The sequence below is a fragment of the Ignavibacteriota bacterium genome (genome assembly GCA_016716225.1).
Classification (GTDB): domain Bacteria; phylum Bacteroidota; class Ignavibacteria; order Ignavibacteriales; family Melioribacteraceae.
Genome location: JADJWT010000001.1, coordinates 2,190,562 through 2,204,926, shown reverse-complemented (window position 1 = coordinate 2,204,926; position 14,365 = coordinate 2,190,562). Strand labels below are relative to the sequence as shown.

Annotated in this window: 10 protein-coding genes; all 10 read left to right on the top strand. The window is 28.6% G+C overall.

Translation table 11 applies throughout. The annotated features are described in order from the left end of the window. The first annotated feature begins 1 nt into the window (after position 1). The 10 genes from IPM32_09680 (at position 2) to IPM32_09635 (ending at position 14,263) form a co-directional block, all read left to right on the top strand. Positions 2–238 carry a NifU family protein gene (locus IPM32_09680; protein ID MBK8945524.1) on the top strand — a complete coding sequence of 79 codons (237 nt, stop codon included), beginning with the start codon at positions 2–4 and terminating at the stop codon, positions 236–238. 12 nt (positions 239–250) lie between these two features. Beyond that, positions 251–1,006, top strand: a complete 756-nt coding sequence (locus IPM32_09675) for a triose-phosphate isomerase (GenBank protein MBK8945523.1) — start codon at positions 251–253, stop codon at positions 1,004–1,006. A 178-nt stretch (positions 1,007–1,184) separates the two neighbouring features. Beyond that, positions 1,185–3,746 carry a hypothetical protein gene (locus tag IPM32_09670; GenBank protein MBK8945522.1) on the top strand — a complete coding sequence of 854 codons (2,562 nt, stop codon included), beginning with the start codon at positions 1,185–1,187 and terminating at the stop codon, positions 3,744–3,746. Positions 3,747–3,758: 12 nt separating this feature from the next. Beyond that, positions 3,759–7,346 (top strand): chromosome segregation protein SMC, encoded by a 3,588-nt coding sequence (gene smc / locus IPM32_09665; protein ID MBK8945521.1) that lies wholly within the window; start codon positions 3,759–3,761, stop codon positions 7,344–7,346. Beyond that, positions 7,346–8,077 carry an MtnX-like HAD-IB family phosphatase gene (locus IPM32_09660; GenBank protein MBK8945520.1) on the top strand — a complete coding sequence of 244 codons (732 nt, stop codon included), beginning with the start codon at positions 7,346–7,348 and terminating at the stop codon, positions 8,075–8,077. The genes smc and IPM32_09660 overlap by 1 nt, the downstream gene beginning before the upstream one ends. A gap of 3 nt (positions 8,078–8,080) precedes the next feature. Beyond that, positions 8,081–8,671: an isoprenylcysteine carboxylmethyltransferase family protein gene (locus IPM32_09655; GenBank protein ID MBK8945519.1), complete on the top strand. Its 591-nt coding sequence runs from the start codon at positions 8,081–8,083 to the stop codon at positions 8,669–8,671. Position 8,672: 1 nt separating this feature from the next. Beyond that, complete coding sequence (gene lpxB / locus IPM32_09650) at positions 8,673–9,812, top strand: lipid-A-disaccharide synthase (GenBank protein ID MBK8945518.1); 1,140 nt, start codon at positions 8,673–8,675, stop codon at positions 9,810–9,812. After that, on the top strand, positions 9,802–10,458 hold the full coding sequence (locus IPM32_09645; protein MBK8945517.1) for a lysophospholipid acyltransferase family protein: 657 nt from the start codon (positions 9,802–9,804) through the stop codon (positions 10,456–10,458). Before lpxB ends, IPM32_09645 begins: the two co-directional genes overlap by 11 nt. Then, positions 10,455–11,504: a tetraacyldisaccharide 4'-kinase gene (gene lpxK, locus IPM32_09640; protein ID MBK8945516.1), complete on the top strand. Its 1,050-nt coding sequence runs from the start codon at positions 10,455–10,457 to the stop codon at positions 11,502–11,504. Before IPM32_09645 ends, lpxK begins: the two co-directional genes overlap by 4 nt. Before the next feature lie 32 nt (positions 11,505–11,536). Next, on the top strand, positions 11,537–14,263 hold the full coding sequence (locus IPM32_09635; GenBank protein ID MBK8945515.1) for a pyruvate, phosphate dikinase: 2,727 nt from the start codon (positions 11,537–11,539) through the stop codon (positions 14,261–14,263). Positions 14,264–14,365: the final 102 nt, after the last annotated feature.

Sequence of the window (14,365 nt, the reverse complement as noted above, 5' to 3'; positions counted from 1 at the left end):
AATGACACAAATAGATTTTAATCTTGTTGAACAAACTTTAGAATCAATAAGACCATTTTTAAAAGAAGATAATGGTGATATTGAACTTGTAAATATCACGAATGACGGAATTGTAGAAGTTAAATTAATTGGCGCATGTTTAAATTGTCCAATGTCCACAATGACATTACGCGCCGGTGTTGAAAGAGTTTTAATGAACGCAATTCCACAAATAAAAAGAGTTGAATCAATAAATTAAATTTGGAGAAAAATGAGAAAGTATATTATTGCCGGAAATTGGAAAATGAACAAAAATTTGTCCGATGCAATTCAATTAGTTTCAGATTTGAAAACTGAATTAGATGGAAAGACAATTAATGCAGAAGTAGTTGTTGCCCCACCATTTGTTTCATTGGAAGCTGTTAAATCATTGATAAAAGATTCTGTAATAAAATTAGGTGCACAAAATATGCATTCTGTTGATTCCGGCGCTTTTACTGGTGAAATTTCAGCAGATATGTTAAAAAGTGTCGGTTGCGATTACGTTATTTTGGGCCATTCAGAAAGAAGAACTATTTTTGGTGAAACTGATGAATTTATCAATTTAAAAGTTAAACAAGCATTAAAAAATAATTTAATTCCAGTTTTATGTTGCGGCGAATCTTTGGAAGAAAGAGAAAACGCAACAACATTTAATGTTGTAGAAACTCAAATTAAAGCATGTTTAAATGGTTTATCAAATGAGGAAATCAAAAATACCGTAATTGCATACGAGCCAATTTGGGCAATAGGAACCGGTAAAACAGCTTCTCCGGAACAAGCACAAGAAGTTCATGAATTTATAAGAAAACTTTTAACAAATTTAACAAACTCAGAAATTGCATCCGAAATTACAATTCAATATGGTGGAAGCGTAAACGCAAAAAATGCAAAAGAATTATTATCAAAACCGGATATTGATGGAGCATTAGTCGGCGGTGCATGTTTAAAAGCTGATTCTTTCAGAGATATAATATTAAGTGTTTAAATTTACAAATAACATGCCGTATTTATAAATATGGCATGTTTGCTAAAAATTTAAAATAATTTTGTAAAAATCTTCTAACTTGTTTAATAACAATAATTTAACAAATTTACAACAAATTGATTTCCCTCCTTTTTTTTAGTATATTTTCAGACTATTTTATTACAAATTTCTTACTTAAATGCTAAAAAAATATCTTCTTCTCTTCATTTTTATAACATTTCAAACAAATTTATTAGCTCAGTTTAAAATTGATCAGTTACCATCTGATTTGGATCAATTAAAAGACTCATTATTTTTGGGAATTACAAAAACAAGATCGATTCAAAATCTAAATAAATCTTGGAAAGTGTTTTTTGTTGATGAACCGGAGAATTACAGTGAAGTTAATTTTCCTTTAAAGTTTACATCTAAAAAAACTGTAATATTTGAAAAAGAATTTTCTTTTGACGGTGAAAAAATTTCGAAAAATTTATTTCAACTCAATTTTTTAGGATTGAATTACTCAGCAGAAATATTTTTAAATAATGCAACCATTTATAAACACGCTGGCGGGGAAATTCCTTTTAAAATTGATCTTTCCGAATCTTTACTAAATTATGATTCACCAAATACACTAAGAATTAAAATTCAATATGATATAAATTCTGAAAGCACAATTCCACTTTTGCAGAGATTTTTATTTCCAACAAATTTCGGCGGAGTTTTTAGAGATGTTTATTTGTTGATCAAACCAAAAATCAGTATTAAAGATATTTCATATAAAATTGAAAACAACGTAAATTTTGAAGTTGAATTAGAAAATATTTCAAAAATACTTTCTGATACTACATTTCAATATTATGATGGAAATTTAAAACTTCAAGCTTCTGTAAAAATGAATTTCGATACTTCCGGAATTTATTATAATATTTGGAACATTAACCCAACCGGTAATAGAAATTTTAAAACTGAATTTGGTTTCCTGTTAAATAAAACAACTTTATGGCATCCAAAATCTCCAAGATCATATATTATATCTTTAAAATTGACGAATAACACTGGTTATGTTTTTGATGAATTTAAAAGAAGTATTGCCATTACTGATGTAAAAAAAAATAATAAATCCATTACCGTTAATGGTAATGATTTTATTATTAGAGGGGTTACTTATATTAGATCTAATTCTGAATCAATTTCAAGTTTACGCAGAATTGAAAATGATATTAGAAAAATTAAAGAAGCTGGATTTAATACAGTAAGATTTAGCAGATCCACTCCACATCCATATGCAGTTTATCTTTGCGAAAAATATGGATTGTTTTCACTAATTGAACTACCTGTAAATTCCATTCCAGAAAATTTTACAGATGATAATAATTTTAGAAATAGAGCAAATTCATATTTAACCAATACAATAAAGTATTTTAATAAATACAATTCAATATTAGCATTTGGAGCCGGTGGTTCTTATTTAAGAAATTCAGAAAGTCACTCACAGTTTTTAAGTTTTATAAATAAAACAATTAAATCCAACGCAAAAAATAAACTTACATATTCATCGTTTTTTGGAAAATATAATGGCGAGATTATTGAAGGATTAGATTTATACGGAATTGAAATTTATGCGGAAGAACCATCTCTATTTATAAATAATTTTACCAATGAAACAAAAGATGATTCACTTTATTATTTTATTAGTGAAGCTACTTACCCAACATACAATGGTGCCACAAACGGATATTTAAATGAATTTTCTTTTGAAGGACAAGCTAAATTTTTTGATGGAATTATGGATGTTACAAATGAATCAAATTTAAAAGGTTTTATTTTCAACTCCATGTTTGATTTTAATGGCGATTTCTCTCCGTTTTTTTCCGGATATAATGCAAAAAGAAATTATTCAATTGGAATCTTACCACAAAATGATGAAGAATCTCGTTTAAGTTATAATGTAATAAAATCAAGATTAACTTCAGATTCTAAAACTTCAATTCCAATTGGAAACACCAGCGATGATGCACCTTTAATTTTTATTATTGCTGCATTGTTAAATTCAATAATTATTGCATTGCTTATTAATTCCAAAAGGAAATTCAGAGAAGATACAACTCGCGCTTTGTTGAGACCTTACAATTTTTATGCTGATATTAGAGACCAAAGAATATTAACCGGTTTTCAATCAAATATTTTAATGGTATTGTTAGCAGTTTCTAATTCCCTACTTTTTTCAATAATTCTATATTATCTAAAATCAAATATTCTTTTTGAAAAAATTATAATTGCTTTTGGAAGTTATAAACTAAGTTCGATTATATCTTATTTATCTTGGAATCCACTTGAATCATTTATTTACTTATTCATTTTCACAATTGTACTTTTTATAGTTTTAAGCTTAATATTTCATGCATCATCTTTCTTTGTGAAAACGAGAGTTTTGTTTTCAAGTGTATATGCTGTTGCAATTTGGGCTTTTCTACCATTAGCATTATTAGTTCCATTTGAAACAATACTTTATAAAATTCTTCAATTAAATTCATACAATTATTTTATATATGGAATTTTAATTGTCTTTCTTGTCTGGAACATTCAAAGATTTCTTAAAGGCATTTACGTTATTTTTGATGTTAGACCTTTCTTCGTCTATTTGTTTAGTTTTGCCTTTTTAATTTTTGCAACAGTAATTCTTGTAATCTATTTTCAATATTTTACAAACACAATTGATTACATCAGTTTAGCTCTTAAGCAGTTTGAACTGATATAAAGGAAAAATTATTTGCATCTGTCAAAAGTAGAAATATTCGGTTTCAAATCTTTTGCTAATAAAACCGTTGTTGATTTTACAAGAGGAATTACCGGAATTGTGGGTCCAAACGGCTGCGGCAAAACAAATATTGTTGATGCAATTCGCTGGTGTTTAGGTGAACAAAAAAGCAGTACTTTAAGAAGTGACAAAATGGAGAATGTTATTTTTAATGGAACTAGAACCAAAAAACCTATGGGAATGGCTGAAGTTTCGTTAACAATAATGAATGACAAAGGAATTCTTCCAACAGATTTTTCCGAAGTTACAATTACGAGAAGAATATTCAGATCCGGTGAAAGCGAATATTTGCTAAATAAAAATATTTGCAGATTGAAAGATATTACAAATCTTTTTATGGATACCGGAATGGGAACAAATGCTTATTCCGTTATCGAATTAAAAATGATTGAAACTATCTTAAGCAATAAAGCTGAAGAGCGAAGAAGAATGTTTGAAGAAGCTGCCGGAGTTAATAAATACAAGCTCCGCAGACGACTTTCATTAAATAAACTTGATGAAGTAAAAAAAGATTTAACACGCGTTAATGATATTGTTTCTGAAGTTGATAAAAATGTAAAATCTTTAGAACGACAAGCGAAAAAAGCCGATCGATATAATCAATTGCAAACAGAATTGCGTGAATTAGAACTTGGTTTGGCCGAACGAGAATTTTTATTGTTCACTAATCAGCTTAGTAATTTTGCAAATGAATCTTCAGTTTTACAAAATCAAAAAGAAGAAATCGATAATCAGCGAAGAGATATTGAAGCAAAATTAATTCAGCTTCGACAAGAAATAAGTTTGATTGAATCTTCTTACAGAGAAAAATCAAATTTAATTTCTCAGCTCACCGAGAAAATATTTAACCTAAACAAAAATATTTCTGTTTCTCAAGAACGAACAAAATCATTAAAAAATAATATCAACAGATTTGAAAATAATATTGAAGATTATAAAATTGAAAAAGAAGATGCTGAACAAAACATTATAAATTTTTCACAAAAGTTAGAAAAGTTAAATTCTGATTTTGAGCAAAAAGAATTAATTGTTTCGGAAAATAAAACTATTCTTGAGCAAAAAAGATCTGATTTATTTTCAAATAGAGAAATTTATAAATCCAATTTTGAAAATTTTAATATTTCTCAAAAAGAATTTTCATCGTTAGAAAATAAAATTTCAAACAACACAAAATCTATTGAACAATTCAATCAAACTTTGGCAAAGCTTAATAATAGTATTCAAACAATAACTTCAAGCATTGCTAAAAGTGTTGGATTTTTAGAAGATTTAGAAAATGAAAAAATGCAAGTCGAGCAAAAGTTTAAAGAATCTGAACAAATTTATGCTAAGAATTTTGAACTAAAAGAGAATTTAGAAAAAGAAATTTCTGCATTACGAGTTAAAGAACTTGAAGAAAAAAGTAATATAAATAACGTAAAAGACAAAATAGAATTTTTCCAAAATTTAATTAATAATTTAGAAGGTGTTTCGCAAGGTTCTAAAGCTTTGATTGAAAGCGAAGGCTGGACGACAAAAGATAAATTTATTCTTGCCGATGTTGGATTGCCAAAAGAAGAATTCAGATTTGTAATTGAAACAACATTAAAAACTGTGTTGAATAATATTTTGATTGATTCTGTTGATGAATTAAAATCTGCAATTGATTATCTCAAAAAAAATCAATTAGGTAAAGCATACTTTTTAATTAAAGAAACTTCTCAGAAGAAAGGATTGTTGAATAAAATTAATAATTATTCCTTATCACGCAAATCTAAAAAGATTGAAAAACATATTGATTTTATTGGCTGGGCAAATACTTTAATTGAAGTTGAACCAAAATGGAAAGATTATTTTGATCAAAGTTTATCAAATACAGCTATTATCAAAACTTTAGAAAGTGCTTTTAATTTAATTAAAATTTTTCCGGAGTTTAATTTTATTACTGTTGAAGGAGATTATATCACAAGTTCCGGAATTGTAGAAGCTGGTTCTTCGGAAAGTTTGGAAGATTCTCTTTTCGGAAGAAGAAAATTGCTTGATGATTTGAAAAATGAATATCCAAAATTGGAAAATAATTTAAGCAAGTTAAGAAATTTTATTGAAGAGAAAGAAGAGGAAGCTTCAAGAATTAATTTGAAAATAATTTCCGATCAAGGAAAAATTTTAATCAACGAAATTAATAATATTGAAAAACAAATTTCTCAACTTGAATATGAAAAAAGCAAATCTGCAAATGATATCGAACGAATTCAAAAAGAAATTCAAGAAACTGTTAGTGGATTAAATCTTACAGAAAATGAATTAACAAATTATAATTTGCAATTCGATGAAAAGAAAACTCAAATTAATAATTTACAAAATGAATTAGGTCAATTTGAAATTTCACTAAAGCATCAAGAAGAAGATTTCTCAAAATTCCAATCAGAATTTAATACACTCCAAATTGAGCTTGAAAGATTAAAAGGTGAGAGTAAGAATACTTCCAATTTGCTTAATCAATCGAAAGAAACGAGCAATTCACTTTCAAAAACAATAGAAAAACTTTTGCAAGAAATAAATAATTCTCAGAGCGAAATAAATTCAATCAGCTCAATGATTGAAGATACTCAAGCGGAATATGATGAAATAAATGCCGATAAAATTATTAAAGCTGAAGAAATCACAAAAATTGAAAAAGAATTATTTGAAAAGAAAAATAATTCATCTGAACTTGAACATAAATTAAATTCCGTTAGAAATGAAAGACAAAATATTTCTGATAGAATTCATCAAATTCAAGTTAAAGAAAATGAGATTTCTATTAGATTGGAAAATCTCACAAATCATATAAAAGATGAATACAGCATTCAGCTTGAGCCAAAACAATTTGATGATATCGAAACTTTTAATTTCAAGTCAACTTCGGAAGAAGTTCATTCATTTAAAGAAAAATTAAAAAATCTTGGTCCAATTAATCTACTTGCATATTCAGAATATGAAGAAGAAAATGAAAGGTTGAAATTTTTAGAACAACAGCGAAATGATTTAGTCAATTCTGAAAAAGATTTGATAAATACAATTAAAGAAATTAATGAATCTGCTGAAACGGTTTTTATGGAAACATTTGCTTTAATTAAACAAAATTTTCAGAAAATATTTCAGTCCGTTTTTAATCCCGGTGATGAAGCAGATTTAATTCTTGAAGAAGGCATAGATCCGTTAGAAGCAAAAATAGAAATTATTGCAAAACCAAAAGGTAAACGTCCAACCGGAATTGAACTTTTATCCGGAGGGGAAAAAACCTTAACTGCAACTGCATTACTGTTTGCAATTTATCTTGTTAAACCAAGTCCGTTTTGTATTATGGATGAAGTTGATGCGCCGCTTGATGATGCAAACATTGATCGTTTTACAAAATTGCTGAAAGATTTTAGTGATAATACCCAGTTCATAATTGTTACACACAATAAAAGAACTATGGAAGCAGCGGAAAATATGTACGGTGTTACAATTCAAGAAGAAGGAATTTCAAAATTAGTCGGTGTTCAATTTAACGAAGAAATAAGTGTTTCTGCTTAATGCAAAACTTACAAAATAAAAAATTTAATATTTATATAGATTTTGACGGAACTATTACCAACATTGATGTTGGCGAGCATATGTTTATTAAATTCGGTGATCCACAAAAATGTCAAAGTGTGATTGATGAATGGGTTGACGGCAAAATTAGTTCCGTAAAAGTATGGATTGAGTTATGCAAAACAGTAAAAAATTTTAATGAAACTGAATTTGATAAATTTTTAGATGAAGTTGAATTAGATCCTTATTTTCTTGAATTTGTTGAATATTGTAAAACAAATAATTTTTCCACAACTATTTTAAGTGATGGTTTAGATTATTACATCAATAAAATTTCTAAGAAATATAAATTTGATGATTTAAAAATTTTCTCAAATAAACTGTTGATCAATGAAAATAATTCGCTCATTCCCTCTTTCCCTTATGGAGATGAGGAATGCAAAGATTGTGCAAATTGCAAAAGAAATCATATTCTCAATTCTTCAAGTGAGGAAGATATAAATATTTATATTGGCGATGGATATTCCGATACTTGCGCAGCTCAACATTGTGATTATATATTTGCAAAAAGATCACTTCTAAAATATTGTGAGAAAAATAGAATTCCGTATTTCCCATTTAACAATTTTAATGATGTTTTGAAAATTGTAACTCAGTTAGCGAATAAGAAAAAAATTAAAAAAAGACATCAAGCATCTTTGAAAAGACGAGATGCATTTATGCAAGGATAAATAATGACGATAAGTAAAAAATTAGGGAAAATACTTTTTAAGAACAGAAGCTACACCCCAATTCCATTTGTAATTTTGATGATTATTTTTCAAAAGGCAACTTTAGTAAGTATTTTAATTGGTTTTGCAGTTGTCGTAATCGGTGAACTTTTTAGATATTGGGGAGTTGTTTATGCTGGAAGCGCAACACGAACTACATCCGGCGTTGGTGCAAATCAGTTAATTATTAGCGGTGCATTCGCTCACTTGAGAAATCCGCTTTATCTCGGAAATATTTTGATCTATTTGGGAATTGGAATAATGTCAATGGCGTTATTTCCATATCTTCAAATAATTGCATTGGCATTTTTTATTTTTCAATATTTTTTCATAATTGCTGAAGAAGAAGAATTTCTTACAAAAACTTTTGGTAAGAAATATGAAGAATATAAAATCAATGTTCCAAAATTATTTCCAAGAATTTCTGCGTATAAAACTGAAGATACAAAAAATCAACCGTTGAAATTGAAAGCTGGATTAAAATCAGAAAGAAGAACATTACAAGCAATTGTAATAATTTCTTTAATAATTATTTTGACATTTATTTTTAGTTAATGTGAATAAAAAAATTATGATAATTGCCGGTGAAGCATCTGGAGATTTACACGGTTCATCTTTAATTGATGAACTTTTAAAGATTGATCCAGCTTTAGAAATTTCCGGAATTGGTGGCGATAGAATGATCAAGAGCGGATTGAAAAAATTACATCACATAAGTGAAATGTCCTTTCTTGGTTTTTTTGAAATAATAAAACATTTACCGTTTATAAAAAAAGTTAAAAATGATTTAATCACTCATGTGAAAAATGAAAATATTAAAACAGTAGTTCTTATTGATTATCCCGGATTTAATTTAAGTATTGCAAAAAGTTTTAAACAATTAGGCATAAAAAATATTTATTACATTTCGCCACAAATTTGGGCTTGGGGAAAAGGAAGAATTTCTAAAATTAAAAATCTAATTTCTAGAATGATTGTATTCTTCCCTTTTGAAAAAGTTATGTATGATGAAAACAAAATTCACTCGGATTTTGTTGGTCATCCATTGGTAAGTAAAATTGATAATTATAATTTTTTAACAAAAGATGAAATAATTAAAAAATATAATTTAGATACAAATAAAGAATTGCTTACAATTCTTCCCGGAAGTAGAAAACAAGAAATTAGTATGTTCTTTAATGAACTTATGGTCAGCGCTGAAAAAATCAGCGAAAAATATAATTATCAAATAGCTGTTGCTTGCGCAGATAATATCGATGAAAATTATATCAGAAATTTTTCATCGTTACAAAATTTCAAAGTAATCAAAAATGATACATACAGTTTATTAAGAAATTCAAAATTTGCAATTGTTAAATCTGGAACATCAACTTTGGAAACCGCAATTATTGGAACACCTTTTATTGTAGTCTACAAAACAAATTTTCTAACTTATTTAATTGGTAAAACTTTAATCAAAATTAAAAATATTGCTTTGGTAAATATTGTTGCGGGAAAAACTATTGTAAAAGAATTAATCCAGAATGATGTAAATCCAGAGAATATTTTTAAAGTAGTTGATGATATTTTAAGCAGTGAAGAAAAAATTTCCAAATTAAAAATTGATTTGGGTGAGATTAAAAATAAATTATACACGGAAGGAAATCCGAGTAAAAAAGCTGCGGGAATAATTTATTCGGAACTAAATGTTAATTAAAAGTTTTAAAAAACGTTCTTTGAATTTTATTGGAAAACACTTTGCAAGTATTTTGGTAAACATGCTTTGTGGTTCACTAAAAATAACTGAACAGAATAAGGAAATAATTGAATCGCTTGATGAAAAAAATCAAAATTATGTTTTAGCATTTTGGCACGGAAAAATGATTGCTCCATGGTTTTTATTTAGAAATACAAATTCATCAACAATAATAAGCAGCAGTAAAGACGGAAGCATTTTAGCAAATATTTTGGGAAAATGGAATTACGATGTTCATCGAGGTTCAAGTAGTAAAGGTGGAAAAGAGGTTTTGGAAAGTTTAATACTTTCTGCCCAAAATGGAAAAAATGTTTTAATTACTCCGGATGGACCCAAAGGACCAATTCATAAAATGAAAGCCGGAGCTGTAATTACAGCAAAAAAAAGTGATGTCCCTATAATTCTTTTGGGAGTTTCAAATAAGAATAAATTTGTTTTAAGGAATTGGGATAAATTTGAAATCCCAAAATTTTTTAGTGAAATTAATTTAAAATACTCTCAACCTTATAAAATTGATAAAAATCTTTCTTTTGAAGAAACTGATAAAATGATAAAATTCTTAGAAGAAGAATTAATTAAATTGGAAACCAGTCTGGAGATAAATTGATAAAGTTTATCCGAATAATTTTATCTCCGTTAACAATTTTATATAAGCTCATTATTGATCTTCGTAATGATCTGTTTGATAAAAATATCTTCAAACAAACGAAAGTTGATTGCAAGGTTATTTCAGTTGGAAATATTACCGTTGGTGGTTCCGGCAAAACTCCTTTTGTTATTATGTTAACAAAGTACTTAAAAAGTAAAAATAATAAAGTTGGTGTTTTAAGTAGAGGTTACGGAAGAAACAGCAATGGATATTTGCTTGTTTCAAAAGATGGAACTCCTTTGCTAAATGTTAATAAATCCGGTGATGAAATAATTCTCGTTTCAAATGAATGTAAAGTTCCAGCAGCAGTAGCTGAAAAACGAGTTGAAGGAGCACAGAAATTTTTAATGGATGTTGAATTAGAAACAATTGTTCTGGATGATGCATTTCAGCACAGATGGATTAAGCGTGATTTGGATATAGCAATAATTGATCAAAAATTTCTAAGTAGTGTTAATGATATCGAACAAAATTTATTACCATTGGGAAATATGCGCGAACCATTTGAATCTGTTAGTCGTGCAGATATGGTAATCATAAATAGAAAATTTTCACCAAAAATTAATATTCCAACAAAACTCAAACATCATTTTTCCGAAAAGGAAGTATATTTTTCTTATTACAAAGTTGAAGGAATTTATGATGTTAAAAACTATAAAAAATATTCCATCAATGAGTTTGAAGGTCAAAATAGTTTAGTAGTTTGCGGAATCGCAAGACCATTTTCATTTTTAAGAGTTTTGGAAGAAAATAACATTAATATTAAGAATAAAATTATTTTTACTGATCACAAAGAATATACAATAAAAGAAGTTGAACAAATTCGAAAAGAATTTTACAGTACAAATTCTCATTCAGTTTTAACTACGCAAAAAGATGCAGTAAAATTAATGGAGTTCAACAAAGAACTTGATGACATAGATATTTATTTTCTAAAAATAGAATTAATTATAGAAGATGAAAAAAAATTTTTTGAAAAAATAGATTCAAAAATATTTAACTAATTATTCAAACAATAATGATTCGAGGAAAAGAGATGGCAAAGAAACAAAATACCAAATTCGTTTATTTCTTCGGCGGTAAAAAAGCTGATGGAAAAGCTGAAATGAAAGCTCTTTTAGGTGGCAAAGGAGCTAACCTTGCAGAAATGGTAAATATTGGTTTACCTGTTCCGGCAGGTTTTACAATTACAACCGAAGTTTGTACTTATTATTATGATAATAAGAAAAAATATCCTAAAGAATTAGAAGCACAAGTTCTTAATAATCTTACCAAAATTGAAAAAGAAATGGGTGCAAAATTCGGAGATAAAAATAATCCTTTATTACTTTCAGTAAGAAGTGGTGCAAGAGCTTCAATGCCGGGAATGATGGACACAATTCTTAACTTAGGATTAAATGATGTTACAGTTGAAGGTTTAATAGCTCGCACAAATAATCCAAGATTTGCGTATGATTCATACAGAAGATTTGTTCAAATGTACGGCGATGTTGTATTAGGATTAAAACCAAAAGATAAGCATGATCATGATCCTTTTGAAGTTATTTTAGAGAAAAAGAAAAGTGATAATAAAATTGTAAAAGATACTGATTTGACTGCTGAACATTTAAAAGAATTAGTTGCTGAATTTAAAGCAGAAATTAAGAAAATTACCGGACATGATTTCCCAACTGATCCAATGAAACAATTATGGGGAGCAGTTGGTGCAGTATTCAGTTCATGGATGAATGAAAGAGCAATTGTTTATAGAAAATTAAATAGTATTCCCGCAAGCTGGGGAACTGCTGTAAACGTTCAATCAATGGTTTTTGGAAATATGGGTGAAGATTCCGGTACCGGTGTTGCATTTACTCGTGATCCTGCCTCCGGTGAAAATTTATTTTATGGTGAATATTTATTTAATGCACAAGGTGAAGATGTTGTTGCTGGAATTAGAACTCCGCATAAAATTTCTGAACTTAAGAAAGACAATGCTAAAGTTTATAAACAATTAGATGATATCAGAAAAAAATTAGAAAAACATTATAAAGATATGATGGATATTGAATTCACAATTCAGCAAGGTAAATTGTGGATGCTACAAGCAAGGGTTGGAAAACGTACCGGATTTGCAGCTGTTCAAATTGCTGTTGATATGGTTAGAGAAAAATTAATTTCTAAAAATGAAGCTTTAATGAGAATCGATCCTGAACAATTAAATCAATTATTAAGACCTATTTTCGATACAAAACAAAAAACACAAGCAATTTCTCAAGGCAAATTATTGGCAAAAGGATTGAATGCTGGACCTGGTGCTGCTGCAGGTAAAATTGCATTCTCAGCTCAAGATGCAGAAGAAATGGCTAAGAAAGGTGATAAAGTAATTCTTGTAAGAATTGAAACTTCTCCAGAAGATATTAAAGGAATGAATGCAAGCGAAGGGATTTTAACTGCAAAAGGTGGAATGACATCTCACGCAGCCTTGGTTGCAAGACAAATGGGTAAAGTATGCGTTGCTGGATGCGGTGCTTTGGAAATTGATTATAAAAAAGGAACAATGAAAGTTGCTAATTCTGATTTAGTTGTTAAAGAAGGCGAATATATTTCAATCGATGGTTCAACCGGAGAAGTTATTCAAGGTGAAATTCAAACAAAACCATCAGAAGTTGTACAAGTTTTAATTACAAAAGAATTGGACCCAAGCAAATCAAAAGTATATAGAACTTATAAAGATTTAATGAGCTGGGCTGATGCTGCAAGAACTTTAGGAATTAGAACAAATGCGGATCAACCTGATCAATCTGCCAATGCAATTGCATTTGGTGCAGAAGGTATCGGATTGTGCAGAACCGAACACATGTTCTTTGGTGGTGATAGAATTCTTGCAGTTAGAGAAATGATTCTTGCTGAAACTGAAGAAGGAAGAAAGAAAGCTCTTGTAAAATTATTACCTCTACAAAGAAAAGATTTTTCAGAAATTTTTGAAGTAATGAAAGGTAAACCAGTAACTATCAGAACTTTAGATCCACCGCTACATGAATTTTTACCTCATTCAGAAAAAGAACAAAAAGAAGTTGCAGATGCATTAAAAGTTACGGTAGAAAAATTGAAAACCAAAATGGAATCACTTGCCGAATTCAATCCAATGCTTGGATTTAGAGGTTGCCGTTTAGGAATTAGCTATCCCGAAATTACAGAAATGCAAGCTCGTGCAATTTTTGAAGCTGCAGTTGACGTTGCTAAAAAAGGTGTAAAAGTTAAACCGGAAATTATGATTCCGTTAGTTGCAACTCTAGAAGAATTAAAACTTCAAGAAGCAATTGTAAGAAAAGTTGCTGCTGATGTTTTCAAAGAAAAAGGTAAAAAAGTTGAATACTTAGTTGGTACAATGATCGAATTGCCAAGAGCTGCATTAATTGCCGATGAAATTGCAAAAGTTGCACAATTCTTTAGCTTTGGAACAAATGATTTAACTCAAACTACATTTGGTTTGTCAAGAGACGATGCTGGTAAATTTTTACCACTTTATGTTGATAGAGAAATTTTACCTCGCGATCCGTTTGAAAGTATTGACCAAAATGGTGTTGGTCAATTGGTTCAAATCGGAACTCAAAAAGGTAGAAAGGTTAACAAAACTCTTAAAGTTGGCATTTGCGGCGAACATGGCGGAGAACCTGAATCTGTTGAATTTTTCCATAGAACCGGGTTGAATTATGTAAGTTGTTCACCATTTAGAGTGCCAATTGCAAGACTTGCTGCAGCAAGAGCTGCACTAAGAAAATAATAGCTGATTAATCTAAAATTTACTAACCAAGCTTTATAAGTTTGGTTAGTTGTTTTAATAAATAATAATTATAGATTAAAACTAATTAGATTTAATTAGCAA

Bases quoted from the DNA above. Each gene is read 5' to 3' on its own strand.
- IPM32_09680 (MBK8945524.1), top strand. From the start codon at position 2: ATGACACAAATAGATTTTAATCTTGTTGAACAAACTTTAGAATCAATA.
- IPM32_09675 (MBK8945523.1), top strand. From the start codon at position 251: ATGAGAAAGTATATTATTGCCGGAAATTGGAAAATGAACAAAAATTTG.
- IPM32_09670 (MBK8945522.1), top strand. From the start codon at position 1,185: ATGCTAAAAAAATATCTTCTTCTCTTCATTTTTATAACATTTCAAACA.
- IPM32_09660 (MBK8945520.1), top strand. From the start codon at position 7,346: ATGCAAAACTTACAAAATAAAAAATTTAATATTTATATAGATTTTGAC.
- IPM32_09655 (MBK8945519.1), top strand. From the start codon at position 8,081: ATGACGATAAGTAAAAAATTAGGGAAAATACTTTTTAAGAACAGAAGC.
- IPM32_09645 (MBK8945517.1), top strand. From the start codon at position 9,802: ATGTTAATTAAAAGTTTTAAAAAACGTTCTTTGAATTTTATTGGAAAA.
- IPM32_09635 (MBK8945515.1), top strand. From the start codon at position 11,537: ATGGCAAAGAAACAAAATACCAAATTCGTTTATTTCTTCGGCGGTAAA.